This window comes from Streptomyces sp. NPDC037290 (assembly GCF_055603245.1).
In genome coordinates this window covers 325,475-343,005 of the sequence record NZ_JBVJVZ010000006.1, presented here as the reverse complement: position 1 = coordinate 343,005, position 17,531 = coordinate 325,475, and the positions used below count along the sequence as shown (strand labels likewise).

General features: G+C 70.9%; 15 protein-coding genes. 8 read left to right on the top strand and 7 right to left on the bottom strand.

The window, feature by feature from the left end; genetic code table 11:
• The first annotated feature begins 5 nt into the window (after positions 1–5).
• Together ACZ7HQ_RS23435 and ACZ7HQ_RS23430 are read left to right on the top strand one after the other, a co-directional pair.
• Positions 6–1,058 carry an ABC transporter ATP-binding protein gene (locus ACZ7HQ_RS23435; protein ID WP_470993108.1) on the top strand — a complete coding sequence of 351 codons (1,053 nt, stop codon included), beginning with the start codon at positions 6–8 and terminating at the stop codon, positions 1,056–1,058.
• Positions 1,051–2,193 (top strand): ABC transporter ATP-binding protein, encoded by a 1,143-nt coding sequence (locus ACZ7HQ_RS23430; RefSeq protein ID WP_470993106.1) that lies wholly within the window; start codon positions 1,051–1,053, stop codon positions 2,191–2,193. Before ACZ7HQ_RS23435 ends, ACZ7HQ_RS23430 begins: the two co-directional genes overlap by 8 nt.
• Before the next feature lie 69 nt (positions 2,194–2,262).
• On the opposite strand, the gene ACZ7HQ_RS23425 is transcribed toward ACZ7HQ_RS23430, so the two are convergent.
• From ACZ7HQ_RS23425 to ACZ7HQ_RS23400, 6 genes are all read right to left on the bottom strand, one after another.
• Positions 2,263–3,309, bottom strand: coding sequence for an ABC transporter ATP-binding protein (locus tag ACZ7HQ_RS23425; RefSeq protein WP_470993104.1), 1,047 nt, complete (start codon positions 3,307–3,309; stop codon positions 2,263–2,265).
• Positions 3,306–4,304, bottom strand: a complete 999-nt coding sequence (locus tag ACZ7HQ_RS23420; RefSeq protein WP_470993101.1) for an ABC transporter ATP-binding protein — start codon at positions 4,302–4,304, stop codon at positions 3,306–3,308. Before ACZ7HQ_RS23420 ends, ACZ7HQ_RS23425 begins: the two co-directional genes overlap by 4 nt.
• Entirely contained in the window at positions 4,301–5,215 is a 915-nt protein-coding gene (locus tag ACZ7HQ_RS23415) for an ABC transporter permease (RefSeq protein ID WP_470993098.1), read from the bottom strand. Before ACZ7HQ_RS23415 ends, ACZ7HQ_RS23420 begins: the two co-directional genes overlap by 4 nt.
• Complete coding sequence (locus ACZ7HQ_RS23410) at positions 5,212–6,237, bottom strand: ABC transporter permease (protein ID WP_470993579.1); 1,026 nt, start codon at positions 6,235–6,237, stop codon at positions 5,212–5,214. The genes ACZ7HQ_RS23415 and ACZ7HQ_RS23410 overlap by 4 nt, the downstream gene beginning before the upstream one ends.
• 24 nt (positions 6,238–6,261) lie before the next feature.
• On the bottom strand, positions 6,262–8,136 hold the full coding sequence (locus ACZ7HQ_RS23405; protein ID WP_470993095.1) for an ABC transporter substrate-binding protein: 1,875 nt from the start codon (positions 8,134–8,136) through the stop codon (positions 6,262–6,264).
• A 231-nt stretch (positions 8,137–8,367) separates the two neighbouring features.
• Entirely contained in the window at positions 8,368–9,108 is a 741-nt protein-coding gene (locus ACZ7HQ_RS23400; protein ID WP_470993093.1) for a class I SAM-dependent methyltransferase, read from the bottom strand.
• 187 nt (positions 9,109–9,295) lie between these two features.
• Between ACZ7HQ_RS23400 and ACZ7HQ_RS23395 the strand changes: the two genes are divergently transcribed.
• Genes ACZ7HQ_RS23395 through ACZ7HQ_RS23375 form a run of 5 tightly spaced genes read left to right on the top strand, consistent with a single transcriptional unit; the run spans position 9,296 to position 14,861 of the window.
• Complete coding sequence (locus tag ACZ7HQ_RS23395; protein WP_470993091.1) at positions 9,296–10,915, top strand: peptide ABC transporter substrate-binding protein; 1,620 nt, start codon at positions 9,296–9,298, stop codon at positions 10,913–10,915.
• Positions 10,916–10,920: 5 nt separating this feature from the next.
• Positions 10,921–11,841, top strand: a complete 921-nt coding sequence (locus tag ACZ7HQ_RS23390) for an ABC transporter permease (protein ID WP_470993089.1) — start codon at positions 10,921–10,923, stop codon at positions 11,839–11,841.
• Complete coding sequence (locus ACZ7HQ_RS23385; RefSeq protein WP_470993086.1) at positions 11,834–12,814, top strand: ABC transporter permease; 981 nt, start codon at positions 11,834–11,836, stop codon at positions 12,812–12,814. Before ACZ7HQ_RS23390 ends, ACZ7HQ_RS23385 begins: the two co-directional genes overlap by 8 nt.
• Positions 12,815–12,820: 6 nt before the next feature.
• Entirely contained in the window at positions 12,821–13,804 is a 984-nt protein-coding gene (locus tag ACZ7HQ_RS23380; protein ID WP_470993083.1) for an ABC transporter ATP-binding protein, read from the top strand.
• Positions 13,788–14,861: an ABC transporter ATP-binding protein gene (locus tag ACZ7HQ_RS23375; protein ID WP_470993080.1), complete on the top strand. Its 1,074-nt coding sequence runs from the start codon at positions 13,788–13,790 to the stop codon at positions 14,859–14,861. Before ACZ7HQ_RS23380 ends, ACZ7HQ_RS23375 begins: the two co-directional genes overlap by 17 nt.
• Before the next feature lie 116 nt (positions 14,862–14,977).
• Here ACZ7HQ_RS23375 and ACZ7HQ_RS23370 read toward each other — a convergent pair whose 3' ends face one another.
• The gene (locus ACZ7HQ_RS23370) at positions 14,978–17,116 is read right to left on the bottom strand and encodes a S9 family peptidase (protein WP_470993077.1); all 2,139 of its coding nucleotides are present in this window, start codon (positions 17,114–17,116) and stop codon (positions 14,978–14,980) included.
• 201 nt (positions 17,117–17,317) lie between these two features.
• Between ACZ7HQ_RS23370 and ACZ7HQ_RS23365 the strand changes: the two genes are divergently transcribed.
• On the top strand, positions 17,318–17,512 hold the full coding sequence (locus ACZ7HQ_RS23365; protein WP_030649813.1) for a hypothetical protein: 195 nt from the start codon (positions 17,318–17,320) through the stop codon (positions 17,510–17,512).
• The last annotated feature ends 19 nt before the right edge of the window (positions 17,513–17,531 follow it).

Here is a 17,531-nt window from a genome sequence, read left to right as displayed (position 1 = left end):
AACCCATGACCATCATCGAGGACGCCGTCCCCGCCGCCCGCGGCACCGGCGACGAGCAGGCGCCGCTGCTCGAAGTGCGTGACCTGCACGTCGAGTTCCACACCCGAGAGGGTGTCGCCAAGGCGGTCAACGGCGTCAACTACACCGTCCGCCCCGGCGAGACGCTCGCCGTGCTCGGCGAGTCCGGGTCCGGCAAGTCGGTCACCGCACAGGCGATCATGGGCATCCTGGACATGCCGCCGGCCCGCATCCCGCAGGGAGAGATCCTCTTCCGCGGGCAGGACATGCTGAAGATGTCCGGCGAGGAGCGCCGGAAGATCCGCGGCGCCGAGATCGCCATGATCTTCCAGGACGCGCTCTCCTCGCTCAACCCGGTGCTGACCGTCGGGTACCAGCTCGGCGAGATGTTCCGGGTGCACCGGGGCATGTCCCGCAAGGAGGCCAAGGCCAAGGCCATCGAGCTGATGGACCGGGTGAAGATCCCGGCCGCCGCGGCGCGGGTCAACGACTACCCGCACCAGTTCTCCGGCGGTATGCGCCAGCGCATCATGATCGCCATGGCGCTCGCCCTGGAGCCCGACCTGATCATCGCCGACGAGCCGACCACCGCGCTCGACGTGACGGTCCAGGCGCAGGTCATGGACCTGCTCGCGGAGCTCAAGAACGAGTTCAACATGGGCCTGATCCTGATCACCCACGACCTCGGCGTGGTCGCCGACGTCGCGGACAAGATCGCGGTCATGTACGCGGGCCGGATCGTCGAGACCGCCCCCGTGCACGAGCTCTACAAGAACCCCGCCCACCCGTACACCCGGGGTCTGCTCGACTCGATCCCGCGCCTGGACCAGAAGGGCCAGGAGCTGTACGCGATCAAGGGCCTGCCGCCCAACCTGCTGCGGATCCCGGACGGCTGCGCCTTCAACCCGCGCTGCCCGAAGGCACAGGACGTGTGCCGCACGGACGTCCCGAAGCTCGCCCAGATCACCGGTGACGAGGGCCGGGAACTGGTCGGCCGCCGCAGCGCGTGCCACTTCTGGAAGGAGACCCTCAATGGCTGAGCCCACGGCTCGGGACGCGGCTGAGACCCCGAACACCGCGCCGGTGGACAAGGTCGAGGCGTCCACCGAGGAGGCGGCCATCGCGGCCGTCGAGGCCCCGGTCGAGCGCGGGGAGCCGATCCTCCAGGTGCGCAACCTGGTGAAGCACTTCCCGCTCACGCTGGGCATCCTGATCAAGCGTCAGGTCGGTGCGGTCAAGGCCGTCGACGGCGTGTCCTTCGACCTCTACCAGGGCGAGACCCTGGGCATCGTCGGCGAGTCCGGCTGCGGCAAGTCCACGGTCGCCAAGCTGCTGATGAACCTCGAGCGGGCCACCGCGGGCGAGGTGTTCTACAAGGGACAGGACATCACCAAGCTGTCCGGCCGCGCCCTGAAGGCGGTGCGCCGGAACATCCAGATGGTGTTCCAGGACCCGTACACCTCCCTCAACCCGCGGATGACGGTCGGTGACATCATCGGCGAGCCCTTCGCGATCCACCCCGAGGTGGCCCCGAAGGGCGACCGGCGCCGCAAGGTGCAGGAGCTGCTGGAGGTCGTCGGCCTCAACCCCGAGCACATCAACCGCTACCCGCACCAGTTCTCCGGCGGTCAGCGCCAGCGCATCGGCATCGCCCGCGGCCTCGCGCTCAACCCCGAGATCATCATCTGCGACGAGCCGGTCTCCGCTCTGGACGTCTCCGTCCAGGCGCAGGTCATCAACCTGATGGAGCGACTGCAGGACGAGTTCAACCTGTCCTACATCTTCATCGCGCACGACCTGTCGATCGTCCGGCACATCTCGGACCGCGTGGGTGTGATGTACCTCGGCAAGATGGCCGAGATCGGCACGGACGAGCAGATCTACGACCACCCGACGCACCCCTACACCCAGGCGCTGCTCTCCGCCGTCCCGGTCCCGGACCCGGACGCCCGCGAGAACCGCGAGCGGATCATCCTCACCGGTGACGTCCCGTCCCCGGCCAACCCGCCGTCGGGCTGCCGCTTCCGCACCCGCTGCTGGAAGGCCCAGGACAAGTGCGCCGAGGAGGTCCCGCTGCTCGCCGTTCCCGAGCGATTCCGCGGCGTGGACTCCCCGGCGGCCCACGAGTCGGCCTGCCACTTCGCCGAGGAGAAGGACGTGGTCCACGCGGGCTGACGCCCCTCCCGTCGTCGACGCCGGTTGCCGGTCCCCTCCACACCAGGAGGAGACCGGCAACCGGCGTTTTCACAGAGGTGCCCGGCCGGCCGTCCGGACCCGTGCCCAGTGGCAGGCCACCTGTGCCGTCGGTTCCGGGGTGAGGATCGCCGGGTCCTCGGTGCGGCAGGAGCGGGCAACGCCGGTGCGTTCCGCCTCGCCGGACGCCAGGACCGGACAGCGGGCGTGGAAGCGGCAGCCGGCGGGGACACGGGCGGGGTCCGGCGGCTCACCGGTCAGCACCACCGGTTCGCCCCCGGCCTCCGGCAGCACGGACAACAGCGCCCGGGTGTACGGGTGCCGAGGGGCCGTCAGCACCTGCTCCACCGAACCCGTCTCCACGATCCGCCCCAGGTACATCACCGCCACCCGGTCGGCGATGTTCCACGCCAGCCCCAGATCGTGGGTCACGACCAGCGCCGCCAGACCCAGGTCGGCGCGGAGCCGGAGCAGCAGGGCGAGGATCTCGCCGCGCACCGAGGCGTCCAGGGAGGCCACCGGCTCGTCGGCGACGAGGAGTTCGGGCTCGAGCACCAGCGCGCCCGCGATCACCACCCGCTGCCGCTGCCCGCCGGACAGCTCGTGCGGGTACCGCAGGAAGAACCGCTCCGGCGGGCGCAGCCCGGCCCGGGACAGGGCCTCGGCGACCGCCGCCCGTTCGTCCCCGCTGTGCCCGTGGATCCGCAGGCCCTCGGCCACCGCGTCGTACACCGTGTGCCGGGGATTGAGGGAGCCGGTGGGGTCCTGCAGCACCAGCTGTGCCCGTCGGCGGTAGGACCGCAGGGCCCGTGTCGAGTACCGCAGGGGGCGCCCGGCGAAGGTCACCTCTCCCTGCGTCGGCCGGACCAGCCCCAGCAGCGCCCGGGCGAGGGTGGACTTGCCGCACCCCGACTCTCCCACCAGCGCCACGATCTCACCGGGCCGGATGTCGAGGTCCACCCCGTCGACCGCGCGGGCCGGCGCGCCGCCGTGCCTGCCGGGAAAGGCCACCCGCAGCCCGCGGGCGCTGAGCAGGGGCGATGCCTGCCGCTCCGTCGTCGCGGAAGGCGGGCCGGAGGGTGTGCCCGAGTACGTCATGGAGTGCTCCCCGCGCTCTCGGCGGTGTCCGCCGGTTCCGCCGCCGACGCGTCGACCCGCACGCATGCCGCCCGGCGCGCCGGGCCCGCCTCCCGCAGCGGCTGGTCCTGTGTCGCACAGACCGGAAGCGCCACCGGGCAGCGCGGATGGAAGGTGCAGCCCGGCGGCAGGGCGGCGGGGTCGGGCGGGTCGCCGGGCAGCCCGCGGGGCGCGAAGCGGGAGGCGGGGTCGCCGATGCGCGGGAAGGCCTCGGACAGGGCCCGTGCGTAGGGATGCCGGGCGTCCTCGTACACCTCCCGCGCGTGCCCCTGCTCCACCACGCGACCCGCGTACATCACCGCGAGCCGGTCGCAGGTGTCGGCCAGCACCGCCAGGTCATGGCTGATCATGATCAGGGCCAGGTCCTGGCCGGCGACGAGCCGGCGGATCAGCCGCAGGATCTGCGCCTGCACCATCACATCCAGCGCGGTGGTCGGCTCGTCCGCGATGATCAGCCGGGGTGCGCAGGCCAGCGCCATGGCGATCATCACCCGCTGCCGCTGGCCGCCGGACAGCTCGTGCGGGTACGCCGACGCCCGGGCCGCCGGCAGCCCGACCTGCTCCAGCAGTTCCCCGGCCCGGGTGCGGGCGGCGGCCGTACCCGCCCCAGCGTGCAACAGGATCGGTTCGGCGATCTGGTCGCCGACCCGGTGCACCGGATTCAGCGAGTGCATGGCCCCCTGGAAGACGATCGACGCCCCCGCCCAGCGGACCGCCCGCAGCCGTCCCCAGCGCATGCTCAGCACGTCCTCGCCGTCCAGCAGGATCTCCCCGGTGACCCGGGTGCCGGCCGGCAGCAGCCGGAGCAGGGCCAGCGCCAGCGTGGACTTGCCGCAGCCCGACTCGCCGGCGACGCCCAGCGTCCGCCCGGCCGCGAGCGACAGGTCCACCCCCCGTACGGCGGCCACCTCGCCCGGATAGGTGACCTCCAGGTCCCGGACCTCCAGCAGTGTCAACGGGCCACCCCCAGCCTGGGATTGAGCACGGACTCCACGGCCCGCCCGCACAGGGTGAACGCCAGCGCCACCCCCGCGATCGCGATGCCGGGCGGCGCCAGGTACCACCAGTCGCCGGAGCTGACCGCCCCCGTCTCCCGCGCGTCCTGGAGCAGCCCGCCCCAGGACACCACCGTCGGATCACCGAGCCCAAGGAAGGCGAGGGTCGCCTCGGCCAGGATGGAGGAGGAGACCATCAGGGTCGTCTGGGCGAGGATCAGCGGCAGCACATTGGGCAGCACATGCCGGGTCATGACGTGCCAGTGCCCGCCGCCGAGGGCCTTGGCGCGTTCGATGTACGGCCGGGACTCCACCGCCAGCGTCTGGGCCCGGACCAGGCGTGCCGTGGTCGGCCAGGTCGTCACGCCGATCGCCAGGACCACCGTGCCCAGCGAACGGGACATCACGGTGGCGAGCGCGATGGCCAGCACCAGCGTCGGCATCACCAGGAACCAGTCGGTGACCCGCATCAGCACGGTCGCGCAGGCGCCCCTGAAGTGGCCCGCGGTGATGCCCACGACCGCGCCGATCGCCACCGACAGCACCGCCGCCAGCAGCCCGACGAGGAGCGACACCCGCGCCCCCCACACCAGCAGGCCCAGCAGGTCCCGGCCGAACCGGTCCGTGCCCAGCGGGAACGCCCCGCTCGGGCCCTGCAGCGGCTGCCCGGGCGCACCGGTCACGCTCGCCACGTCCGAGCCGACCGTGAGCGGCGCGGTCAGCGCCAGCAGGGCGAAGAGGACGAGGGCGGCCAGACCGGCGAGGCCGGCCCGGTGGGTGCGGTACTGCCGCCAGAACCGTACGGCGGCCCGGCGTCTGCGCTGCCGGGCCAGGGCCCGGGCGCTCGGGCCCACGGTGAGCTGAGTGGTCATGTCCGGCCCACCCTCGGGTCGAGCAGCGGATAGACCAGGTCGGCCAGGGTGTTCATGACGATCACCGCCGATGCGAAGAAGAGGAACAGGCCCTGCACCAGCGGCAGGTCGGGCACGCTGAGCGCCTGGTAGAACAGGCCGCCCAGACCGGGCCAGGAGAACACGGTCTCGACCAGGATGACGCCCGCCACCGTCCGGCCCAGGTTGACGAAGAGCAGCGTGACGGTGGGCAGCAGCGCGTTGGGCACGGCGTGCCGGCGCCGGACCAGGTCGTCCCGGAGTCCCTTGGCACGCGCGGTCGTCAGATACTCACTGTCCATCTCGTCGAGCAGTGCCGAGCGGGTGACCAGCAGGGTCTGTCCGTACTCGACCGCGACCAGCGTGATCACGGGCAGTACGAGGTGGTGGGCGACGTCCACGGCGTACGCGAGGCCGTGTTCGCCGCCCGACTCCATGCCGCCGGTGGGGAAGAGCCCCGGGACCGGGCCCGCCCCCACCGCGAACACGATGATGAGCAGCAGCCCCAGCCAGAACGACGGCACCGAGTACAGCGTCAGGGCCAGCCCGGTGTGGAACCGGTCGGCGAACCGGCCCCGGCGCCAGGCGGCACGGGTGCCGAGGACCAGGCCGAGCGTGGTGTAGAGGACGAAGGCGGTGCCGGTGAGCAGCAGGGTGTTCGGCAGCGCCTCGGTGATCTTGTCGATGACCGGTGTGCGGAACTGGTAGGACGTGCCCAGGTCGCCGGTGAGCACCTTGCCGCAGTAGTCCGTGAACTGCTCCCACAGCGGCAGGTCGAGCCCGAACTCCCTGCGGTATTCGGCGAGTTGCCGGGCGGAGACCGGCCGGCCACCGGTCATCGTCTTCACCGGGTCGCCGGGGATCAGCCGGAACAGGAAGAAGCCGGTGACGAGCACGGCGAGCAGCGAGACGACCGCGCCGCCCGCCTTCACCGCCGCGTACCGCAGATACGCGGCGCCGCCGCCGTGCCTGCTCCCGGGTGCTGGGTCGGCGGCCGGGAGCACCGCCTGGGCCGTGGGGTCCACCGGCTACTCGCGGTCGTCCGCGGTCGTGCGCCGGCGTCGCGCCACGAACACCGCGGCACCGGCCAGGACCACCACGGCCCCCGCGACCACCCCGATGACCGCTCCCGTCGAGCCGCCGCCGGAGGAGCCGCCGGAGTCCGCCGGGACCGCCGACCACCAGCTCCAGTAGCCGTCCTGGCCGTAGATGTTGCCGGCGGCCTTCGGCATGGTCTCGATCGACTTGATCTGATCGGTGCGGTACGCCTCGACGGCGTTCGGGTACGCCATGACGTTCATGTACCCCAGGTCGTACAGTCTCGACTCCGCCTGCTTGACCAGTGCGGCCCGTTTGCCGGTGTCGTACTCGGTGAGCTGCCTGGCGTACAGGTCGTCGTACGTCTTGTCGCAGATGAAGTTGTCGGTGGCGCCGGTGTCCTTGGGGGTGGCGGGCAGGGCCCCGCACGTGTGGATGGAGAGGACGAAGTCCGGATCCGGGTTGACGGACCAGCCGTCGAAGGCGAGGTCGTACGTGCCGGCGAGCCAGGGGTCGGTGACGTTGTCGAGGCAGTCGAGGGTCACGCCGATGCCGAGCTTGCCCCACCACTCCTTCAGGTACTGGCCCACCGCCTTGTCGTTGGGGTCGGTGGCGTGGCACAGGACACGGTAGTTCAGCGGCTTGCCGTTCTTGCCGGCGCGCCGGCCGTCGGCGTTCTTGCGGTAGCCGGCCTGGTCGAGGAGCTGGCCCGCCTTCGCCGGGTCGTAGCCGAGTTCCTGGTTCGCGGACGGCTTCCAGAAGTACGCCGAGAAGCGCGGCGGGATGTAACCCTGGCCCTCGGCGGCGTGGCCCTGGAACACCTTGTCCACCAGGGTCTTGCGGTCGACGGCCGTGAAGAGGGCGTGCCGTACCCGCTCGTCCAGCAGGGAGGGGTCGCCGTCGCCGAACTTCTGGCCGTTCTTCGCCCGGGCGCCGGGGTTGGTGGCGAGGGCGTAGAAGCGGCGGCCGGGGGCGTCGTTGACCTTGATGTCCGCCTCGCCCTTGAGGGAGGCCGCCTGGGCGGGGGTGAGGGACGGGGAGCCCGCGACGAAGGACACCTCGCCCTTGCGCAGGGCGGCCACCGCCGCGTCCTGGTCCTTGTAGTACTTGAAGACCAGCTGGTCGAACCTGGGCGCCCCGCGCCAGAAGCTCTTGTTGGCCCTGAGCCGGACGTAGCTGTCGGCCTTGTAGTCGGTGAGGACGAACGGGCCGTCACCGACGATCGGGAAGCTCTTGTCGTTGGTGAACTTGGCGAAGTCCGTGATGTTCTTCCAGACGTGCTCGGGAACGATCGGCACGTCCAGGGCGGTCATCGTGGCCTGCGGCTTCTTCAGCCGGACGACCAGCCGGGTGGGGCTCGGAGCCGTCACCTTGCGGAAGTTGGTGACGAAGTTGCCGTTGGCGGTGGCGGCGGCCGGATCGGTCATCAGCTTGTTGAAGGTCCAGGCCGCGTCCTCGGCGGTCACCTTCTGCCCGTCGGACCACTTCGCGTCGGAGCGGATGGTGTACGTCCAGGTCAGCTTGTCGGGGGAGAACGACCAGTGGGTGGCCAGTCCCGGCACCGGGTGTCCGTCCCCGGGGTCGTAGTCCGTCAGGTACTCGTAGCTGAGGCGCAGGATGCTGGTGCTGACCAGGCGCACGGCCAGGAACGGGCTGAGCGAGTCGACGCTCTGGGCGACCGCGACGGTGAGGACCCTGTCGTCCGCGGCGGCCTCCGCCCGCGCGGGCGCGGGGGAGAGCGGGGTCGCGAGGGCCGCGGAGAGCGTCAGCGCGAGGGCTCCGGCCGCACCGGCGAGCCGGCGGACGCGGGGTCGGGGGCTGGTCGGGCGGGGGTGTCTCGTGCCGTGCTCATCTGGTGTGCTCATCAAGGGTGACCTCGCGTCATCGCTCGCACAGGGACGGCTTGTTCGACTTCGGGACCGGGTGTTTCTCCTGGTGACGTCAGCTGGGTGATGAGTGGTCTATCAGCGGCGGTCTGCGCGCGTCAACGGCGTGTGGAAGCCTGCGTGGCCTGCGGAAACGGCGAGTTGACCGGCCGACGGGGCGCTATTGGTCCAGACCGGTGAAGCGGTGCTGGTGGAACGCTGGCGCCGGTTTCAGCGGGCCCGCTCGGCGAGGGTGAGGATTTCGGGACTCTCCCGTGTCAGCGGCCCGCGCCGGAAGTCGCCGTACTGCTCCGTCACGCGCAGCCCCGCCTCCGCGAGGAACGCCGACACCGCGTCCGGACCGAGGAAGCGCAGGGTGGACCGGCTGACCCGTGGCGCGTCCCAGGGTTCGCCCGCGAAGGTCTCGGTGAAGGTCACCCGGCTCCCGGCCACGGGCTCCTCGACCTCGTGCCACACCCGTACGGGGCGCCCTTCGGGGTCGGCGACCTGCCGTACCCGCTCGGGCGTCCAGGTGGTCCAGGGCCGTCCCGCCGGATTGCGGGTCTCGAACGCGAACCGTCCGCCGGGCGCCAGCGCGGCCCGCACCGCAGCCAGTGCCTGCCGCAACTCCTCGTCACTGAGCAGCACTTGGAAGACATGACCGGTCATCAGGACCAGGTCGTACTCGCCGTGCCACGCGCGCGACCGCAGGTCCCCCAGCACCCACTCGACGGCGGGTGCGCGCCACCGGGCCTGGACGAGCATCGCGGCGGCGGGTTCGAGCCCCGTGAGCCGCCCCGGATGGCCGTCCTCGTGGGCCCGTGTGAGCAGCCGGCCCGTACCGCATCCGACGTCGAGCACATTGCGGGCGGACATCACCAGGTCGAGGTAGAAGTCGTCGCCCGCGTCCCAGGGGTTGAGCGCGTCGTACAGGCAGGCGAGGGACAGGTCGGCGAACGAACGGTCAGCCACGCGCGGCAGTTTGCCACACAGTGTTGAGGCGCGAGAGGTGAACAACCGTCTTCTTGCCTTCTCCGGGCGGCGTTCGGCCGCGTCCGTACGGGTGGACTGCTCCGGCCGCGGACGCCACGAGATGCGCTTTACATCCTTTATGAGGATATTGGCCGGTAGTGCTTCGGTGATCACGGAGGAGGCGGCCATGCGGGGAGTCACGTGCGCCCGATGGGCCGCCGGTGTGATCGCCCTGGGGCTGGCCGCCACCGCCTGCGGTGACAGCGGTGGATTCGGGGGCGCCGGCGTGCTGACCTCCTCCTGGGGCGACCCGCAGAATCCGCTGGAGCCCGCGAACACCAACGAGGTGCAGGGCGGCAAGGTCCTCGACATGGTCTTCCGCGGCCTGAAGAAGTACGACCCGAGGACCGGCAAGGCCCAGAACATGCTCGCCGAGCGCATCGACACCTCGGACTCGCGGCACTTCACCGTCACGGTCAGAAAGGGCTGGAGCTTCAGCAACGGCGAGCCGGTCACCGCCCGGTCCTTCGTGGACGCCTGGAACTACGGGGCGAGCCTGAGGAACAACCAGAAGAACGCGTACTTCTTCGGCTACATCCAGGGCTACGACAAGGTCCACCCCGACAGCGGCCCGCAGACCGCCGACACCCTGTCGGGGCTCAGGGTCACGGGCCCCAGGACCTTCACCGTCACCCTCGGCCAGAAGTTCTCCAGCTTCCCCGACACCCTCGGATACGTCGCCTACGCCCCGCTCCCGCGCGCCTTCTTCACCGACCACGCGGCCTGGGTGAGCAAGCCGGTCGGCAACGGGCCGTACCAGATCGAGTCGTACACCAAGGGCTCGGCGATGAACCTGAAGAAGTGGGACGCCTACCCCGGCCCCGACCCGGCCCGCAATGTCGGCGTGACCCTGCTGGTGTACACCGACAACAACACCGCGTACACCGACGTGCTGGCCGGCAACCTCGACCTGGTCGACGACGTGCCGGCCAGCCAGCTCAAGAACGTCGTCACCGACCTGAACGGCCGGTACATCAACACCCCGGCCGGCATCCTGCAGACCCTGGCCTTCCCGTACTACGACCCGAAGTGGAACACCGACGGGGCACGGAAGGTCCGCACCGGCCTGTCCATGGCGATCAACCGCGTGCAGATCACCAGGACCATCTTCCGCCACACCCGCACCCCGGCCACCGACTGGACCTCACCGGTCCTCGGCACGGCGGGCGGCTACAAGCCCGGGCTGTGCGGCCACGCCTGCGACTACGACCCCGCGCAGGCCAGGAAGCTCATCCAGGAGGGCGGCGGGATCCCCGGCGGGCGGCTGACGATCACCTACAACGCGGACACCGGCTCGCACCGGCAGTGGGTGGACGCCGTGTGCAACTCCATCAACAACGCCCTCGGCAACGACACGGCCTGTGTGGGCAACCCGGTCGGCACCTTCGCGGACTTCCGCAACCAGATCACCCAGCACAAGATGTCCGGTCCCTTCCGGGCCGGCTGGCAGATGGACTACCCGTTGATCCAGAACTTCCTGCAGCCGCTGTACTACACGGGCGCCTCCTCCAACGACGGCAAGTGGTCCGACAAGCAGTTCGACCGGCTCGTCGACCGGGCCAACGCCGAGACCGCACAGGCCACCGCGCTCGGGCTCTTCCAGCAGGCCGAGGGGGTCGTCCGCGACAACATGACGGCGATCCCGCTCTGGTACCAGAACGGCAGCGCCGGCTACGCCTCCCGGCTCTCCCACGTGGCGCTCAACCCCTTCAGCGTGCCGGTCTACAACGAGATCAAGGTCGGCTGAGCCGCATGGGGCGCTATGTCGCGCGGCGGCTGCTCCAGATGATCCCCGTGTTCATCGGGTCGACGCTGCTGATCTTCCTGATGGTGAACGTCATGGGCGACCCCATCGCCGGCCTGTGCGGCGAGCGGGCCTGCGACCCGGCGACGGCCGCCCAGCTGAAGCGGGAGTTCGGCTTGGACAAGCCGCTCTGGCAGCAGTACGCGACCTACATGGGCAACGTCTTCACCGGCGACTTCGGCACCGCCTTCAACGGCCAGAAGGTCACCGAGCTGATGGGAGCGGCGTTCCCCGTCACCGTCCGGCTCACGATCGTCGCGATCCTCTTCGAGATCGTCGTCGGCGTGTCACTGGGCGTGCTGACGGGCATGCGGCGCGGCCGGCCCGTCGACACCGGGGTGCTGCTGGCCACCCTGGTGGTGATCTCCGTGCCCACCTTCGTCACCGGTCTGCTGCTCCAGCTGCTGCTCGGCATCAAGTGGCAGTGGATCAGCCCGTCCGTGCGCTACGGAAGCTTCGGCGAGCTGATCCTGCCCGGCCTGGTCCTCGCCTCCGTCTCGCTCGCCTACGTCACCCGGCTGACCCGCACCGCCATCGCGGAGAACAGGCGGTCCGACTACGTCCGTACCGCCATCGCCAAGGGCCTGCCCCGGCGCCGGGTGATCGTCCGGCACCTGCTGCGCAACTCCCTGATCCCCGTGGTCACCTTCATCGGTGCCGACATCGGCGCGCTGATGGGCGGAGCGATCGCCACCGAGCGGATCTTCAACATCCATGGCGTCGGCTTCCAGCTCTACCAGGGCATCCTGCGCCAGAACACGCAGACGGTCGTCGGTTTCGTGACCGTGCTCGTCCTCGTCTTCCTGGTCGCCAACCTCCTCGTCGACCTCCTGTACGCCGTACTCGACCCGAGGATCCGCTATGCCTGAGCAGCCGTACGAGCCCGAGGGCGCGATCGCCGGGACCGGCATGGGCGGGGCGATGGACCTGGGCGCGAGCGAGGCGGCCACGCTGGAGCGGACACCGGCCGGCCCGGAGGGCACCGGGCCGGCCGGCCGGCCGCGTTCCCTCTGGTCCGACGCCTGGCACGACCTGCGCCGCAACCCGGTCTTCCTGCTCTCCGCCCTGGTCATCGTCTTCCTGGTCCTCATCTCGCTGTGGCCCTCGGCGATCGCCTCCGGCAGCCCCCTGAAGTGCGACCTCGCCCGGGCCCAGGACGGAGCGGGACCGGGCGCGCCCTTCGGTTACGACGGCCAGGGCTGCAACGTCTACACGCGCACGGTGTACGGCGCCCGTACGTCCGTCACGGTGGGCGTGCTGGCGACGCTCGGGGTGTCCGCCGTCGGGGCGGTGCTGGGTGCCCTCGCCGGATACTTCGGCGGTGTCTGGGACTCGGTCCTGTCCCGGATCACCGACATCTTCTTCGCCATCCCGGTCGTCCTCGGCGGTCTCGTCCTGCTCTCGGTGGTGACCAGCAACACGGTCTGGCCGGTGATCGGTTTCATGGTCCTGCTGGGCTGGCCGCAGATCGGCCGTATCGCCCGCGGCTCGGTCATCACCGCCAAGCAGAACGACTACGTCCAGGCCGCCCGCGCCCTCGGCGCCTCCGACTCCCGCATCCTGCTGCGCCACATCGCCCCGAACGCCGTGGCGCCGGTGATCGTCGTCGCGACCATCGCCCTCGGCACCTACATCGCCCTGGAGGCGACCCTGTCCTACCTCGGCGTCGGTCTCAAACCGCCCAGCGTCTCCTGGGGCATCGACATCTCCAACGCCTCCCCGTACGTCCGCAACGCGCCCCACGCCCTCCTGTGGCCCTCGGGCGCCCTGGCCATCACGGTCCTGGCCTTCATCATGCTCGGCGACGCGGTCCGCGACGCCCTCGATCCGAAGCTGAGGTGAGGTGGCGTGCTGCTCGAAGTGCGGGATCTGCGGGTGGAGTTCCGGACGCGGGACGGGGTGGCGCATGCCGTGAACGGGGTGAGCTACGAGGTCGACGCGGGCGAGACCCTGGCCGTGCTCGGGGAGTCCGGGTCGGGCAAGTCCGTCACCGCGCAGGCCGTGATGGGGATCCTCGACATGCCGCCGGGCAGGGTCGCCGGCGGCGAGATCCTGTTCCAGGGGCAGGACCTGCTGAAGCTGAGAGAAGAGGAGCGGCGGAGGATCCGGGGCGCCGGGATGGCGATGATCTTCCAGGACGCCCTGTCGGCCCTCAACCCCGTCCTCTCGGTCGGGGACCAGCTCGGCGAGATGTTCGTCGTGCACCGGGGCATGTCGAAGAAGGGCGCGCGCGGCAAGGCCGTCGAGCTGATGGAGCGGGTGCGCATCCCGGGCGCCGCCCAGCGGGTGCGGGACTACCCCCACCAGTTCTCCGGCGGCATGCGCCAGCGCATCATGATCGCCATGGCGCTGGCCCTGGAGCCGGCCCTCGTCATCGCCGACGAGCCCACCACCGCCCTGGACGTCACCGTCCAGGCCCAGGTCATGGACCTGCTCGCCGAGCTGCAGCGCGAGTACCGCATGGGGCTCATCCTCATCACCCATGACCTCGGGGTCGTGGCGGACGTGGCCGACCGCATCGCCGTGATGTACGCCGGGAAGATCGTCGAGTCGGCACCCGTGCACGACATCTACAAGGCACCCGCCCACCCCTACACCCGTGGCCTGCTGGACTCCATCCCGCGCCTGGACCACAAGGGCCAGGAGCTGTACGCCATCAAGGGCCTGCCGCCGAGCCTGCTGGACATCCCGCCCGGCTGCTCCTTCCACCCGCGCTGCCCGATGGCGAGGGACGTCTGCCGCACCGACGAACCCCCGCTGTACGAGGTCTCCGCCGCCCGCGGCAGCGCCTGCCACTTCTGGAGGGAGTGCCTCGATGACGTCGACGGCTGAGCCGATCCTCGAAGTGTCCGGGCTGGTCAAGCACTACCCCCTCACCCGGGGCATCCTCTTCAGGAGGCAGGTCGGCGCGGTGAAGGCCGTCGACGGCGTCGACTTCACGCTCGGCCGGGGCGAAACCCTCGGCATCGTCGGCGAGTCGGGCTGCGGCAAGTCGACGGTCGCCAGGATGCTCTGCAACCTGGAACGCCCGACGGCCGGCTCCATCCGGTTCAAGGGCGAGGACATCACCCGCCTGTCCGGCCGCGCGTTGAAGGCGGTGCGCCGCAACATCCAGATGGTCTTCCAGGACCCGTACACCTCCCTCAACCCCCGTATGACGGTCGGCGACATCGTCGGGGAGCCGTACGACATCCACCCCGAGGCCGCGCCCCGGGGGGACCGCCGCCGCCGGGTCCAGGAGCTGCTGGACGTGGTCGGCCTCAACCCGGAGTACGTCAACCGCTATCCGCACCAGTTCTCCGGCGGCCAGCGCCAGCGCATCGGCATCGCTCGGGGGCTGGCCCTGCGCCCGGAGGTGATCGTCGCCGACGAGCCGGTGTCCGCCCTCGATGTCTCGGTCCAGGCCCAGGTGATCAACCTGCTGGACCGGCTGCAGGCGGAGTTCGAGCTGTCGTACGTCTTCATCGCGCACGACCTGTCCGTCGTCCGGCACATCTCCGACCGGGTGGGGGTGATGTACCTCGGGCGGATCGTGGAGATCGGCCGGGACGCCGAGATCTACGACCACCCCACGCACCCCTACACCCAGGCGCTGCTCTCGGCGGTCCCGGTCCCGGACCCCGAGGCCCGTGAACACCGCGAGCGGATCATCCTCACCGGAGACGTGCCGTCCCCGACGGACATCCCCTCCGGCTGCCGCTTCCGCACCCGCTGCTGGAAGGCCCAGGAGCGCTGTGCCCGGGAGGTCCCGGCCCTCGCGGTACCGGCCGCCTTCCGCGGCACGGCCGGCCCGGCGGCCCACGACTCGGCCTGCCACTTCGCTCAGGAGCGCCAGGTGGTTCCGGCCGGCGAGGAGGGGCAGGGCGAGGACGGCAACGGGCCGGGGTGACATGACGCACCCCGGCCCGTTCACGGCACCCGCACGGCCGTACGCTGATCAGCCTCCCGCGTCCGTATATCGGTACCGCTTCGGCGAAGTTGCCTGCCTGTTAACGTGGTTGACGGTCATTTGCCCGGTTGGGGCAGGGAGCGCCGGAGGAAGTCCAGCTGCAGCCGCAGCAGGTTCTCGGCGACGGTCTCCTGCGGGGTCATGTGCGTCACCCCGGACAGCGGCAGGACCTCGTGCGGGCGGCCCGCGGCGAGCAGGGCGGAGGTCAGCCGCAGCGAGTGGGCGACGACGACGTTGTCGTCCGCCAGCCCGTGGATGATCATCATCGGGCGGTGCGGCTCGGCCGGGTCGACCAGACCCGCCTCGTCGATCACCGAGTTGCGGCGGTAGACCTCCGGCTGTTCGTCCGGGCGGCCGAGGTAGCGCTCCTGGTAGTGGGTGTCGTACAGGCGCAGATCGGTGACCGGCGCGCCGACGACCGCCGCGTGGAAGACGTCGGGGCGGCGCAGCACCGCCAGCGCCGCCAGGTAGCCGCCGAAGGACCAGCCGCGGATCGCCACCCGGCCGAGGTCCAGCGGGAACCGGTCGGCGAGCGCGTGCAGCGCGTCCACCTGGTCCTCGAGCACGGTGGCCGCCACGTCGTCCAGGATCGCCTTCTCCCAGGCCGGCGAGTGGCCCGGGGTGCCCCGCCCGTCGGCCACGACCACCGCGAAACCCTGGTCGGCGAACCACTGGGAGGTGAGGTGGGCGTTGTGCGCGGCGAGCACCCGCTGGCCGTGCGGGCCGCCGTAGGGGTCCATCAGGACCGGCAGGGGAGTGTCACCGTGGTAGTCACGTGGCATAAGCACGGCGCACGGAATTCGGCGTGTGCCCCCCTGGGTGAGGGTCACTCGCGGGGACAAACCGGGATCTTCGGCGTATGACCGGACAGTCGCCACCGGTTTTCCGTCACGCAGCACCTGGACACGGGCGCCCGGCCTGTCCGGCGTCGCGGACGCGAGCACCGTCACGCCCCCGGCGCGCACCGCCGAATGCACGCCGGGCTCCTGCGAGACGCGCTCCACGCCCAGTTCGTTCACCCGGTACACATGGACCTCGCCGGTCTCCGGCTCCTGTGCCTCTGTGCCCGCCGAGGCGGAAACCAGCACGTCGTCGGCGCCCACGTCCAGCACCGCGCGCAGGTGCAACTGGCCGCTGGTCAACGGCCGTTCGCCGACCGCGAGCACCCGGGCGCCGCCCTCGTCGGCGATCCGCACCAGCTGCCCGGAGGGGCTCCAGCAGGGCACTCCGGCGAACAGTTCAAGCCAACTTGGATCTTCGTCGGCGTGCACCATGCGTGTGGCCCCGGTGTCCGGGTCCACCGCCAGGAACAGCTGGCTGCGCTGGTTGCGCGCCTGCACGAGCAACAGTGGCGCACCCGCCGCTGACCAGTGCACATGGGCCAGATACGGGTAGCGGGACCGGTCCCACGCCACCTCCGTGCGCTCCCCTTCGAGCCCGAGCACGAACAGTCGTACGTCCGCGTTCGGTGTGCCCGCGGCCGGGTAGGCGATGTTGAGTGGCTCACGCTCCGGGTGGGCCGGGTCCGCGATCCACCACCGCTGCACCGGCGTGTCGTCCACGCGCGCCACGAGCAGCCGGCGGCCGTCCGGCGCCCACCAGAAGCCCCGCGAACGCCCCATCTCCTCCGCCGCGACGAACTCCGCGAGCCCGTAGGTGACCTGCCCCGGTCCTTGCGCGGGCTCCGGTTGTGCCAGCGCCCGGTCGCCCTCCCCCTCGGCGCCCACGACCCGCAGCGCGCCCTGGGCGACATACGCGATGTGCCGGCCGTCGGGGGCGGGGCGCGGGTCGATCACCGGTCCCGGCACCCGGAGTTCACGTGTCGTGCCGGCCCGCAGCTCGGCCGTGAAAAGCCGCCCCGACAAGGCGAAAGACACCAACTCCACGGCCGCGTCGGTGGCGTAGCCGACGATGCCGGCACCCCCCTCCCGGCTCCGCTCCCGGCGCGCCCGCTCCTCGGTCGAGAGCTCTTCGAAGGCCCCGCCGAGAAGGGCGCCGGGATCGGCGGCCAGGCGCTCCTCGCCCCCCGGAAGGTCCAAGACCCAGAGGGAGTTGGCCCGGTCGGTGCCGGAGCCGGAGCGCAGGAACGCGACACGCGAACCGTCGGGCGCCACGGTGAACGCACGCGGCGCGCCGAGCGTGAACCGCTGGGTCCGGGCGTGCCGACGGGGGAAGGAGTCAGGCTCGGTCGTCATACCCCGACCATATTGGCCATGCGCCCCCTTGTGCGGCCGTGCGCCGAGCGATGCGCGAGCACGGATAGTTATGATCACTACCGCTGTGTGGGTATGAACCTGCTGGCGTCTGCATGGATTTGCTCTACTGATCTACGACCGAGACACAACCCCCATAGTCCGAACCCCCCGCGCCCTTGGGATCTTTGGAGGTGAGCCGCCGTGGCACTCTCGATTTCGGCGGTGGTGCTGCTGGCGATCATCGTCTTCCTGCTGATCAAGAAGTCAGGACTGAAGGGCGGCCACGCGGTCGTCTGCATACTGCTCGGCTTCTATCTCGCCTCCTCGACCGTCGCCCCGACGATCAGCGAGCTGACGACCAACGTCGCCAGCATGATCGGGAGCATCAAGTTCTGAGAGCCGGCGCGGTGACCTC

Excerpts from the sequence above, each read along its gene's own strand:
- ACZ7HQ_RS23435 (WP_470993108.1), top strand. The coding sequence starts at position 6 with ATGACCATCATCGAGGACGCCGTCCCCGCCGCCCGCGGCACCGGCGAC.
- ACZ7HQ_RS23430 (WP_470993106.1), top strand. The coding sequence starts at position 1,051 with ATGGCTGAGCCCACGGCTCGGGACGCGGCTGAGACCCCGAACACCGCG.
- ACZ7HQ_RS23425 (WP_470993104.1), bottom strand. The coding sequence starts at position 3,309 with ATGACGTACTCGGGCACACCCTCCGGCCCGCCTTCCGCGACGACGGAG.
- ACZ7HQ_RS23415 (WP_470993098.1), bottom strand. The coding sequence starts at position 5,215 with ATGACCACTCAGCTCACCGTGGGCCCGAGCGCCCGGGCCCTGGCCCGG.
- ACZ7HQ_RS23405 (WP_470993095.1), bottom strand. The coding sequence starts at position 8,136 with ATGAGCACACCAGATGAGCACGGCACGAGACACCCCCGCCCGACCAGC.
- ACZ7HQ_RS23395 (WP_470993091.1), top strand. The coding sequence starts at position 9,296 with ATGCGGGGAGTCACGTGCGCCCGATGGGCCGCCGGTGTGATCGCCCTG.
- ACZ7HQ_RS23390 (WP_470993089.1), top strand. The coding sequence starts at position 10,921 with ATGGGGCGCTATGTCGCGCGGCGGCTGCTCCAGATGATCCCCGTGTTC.
- ACZ7HQ_RS23385 (WP_470993086.1), top strand. The coding sequence starts at position 11,834 with ATGCCTGAGCAGCCGTACGAGCCCGAGGGCGCGATCGCCGGGACCGGC.
- ACZ7HQ_RS23375 (WP_470993080.1), top strand. The coding sequence starts at position 13,788 with ATGACGTCGACGGCTGAGCCGATCCTCGAAGTGTCCGGGCTGGTCAAG.
- ACZ7HQ_RS23370 (WP_470993077.1), bottom strand. The coding sequence starts at position 17,116 with ATGACGACCGAGCCTGACTCCTTCCCCCGTCGGCACGCCCGGACCCAG.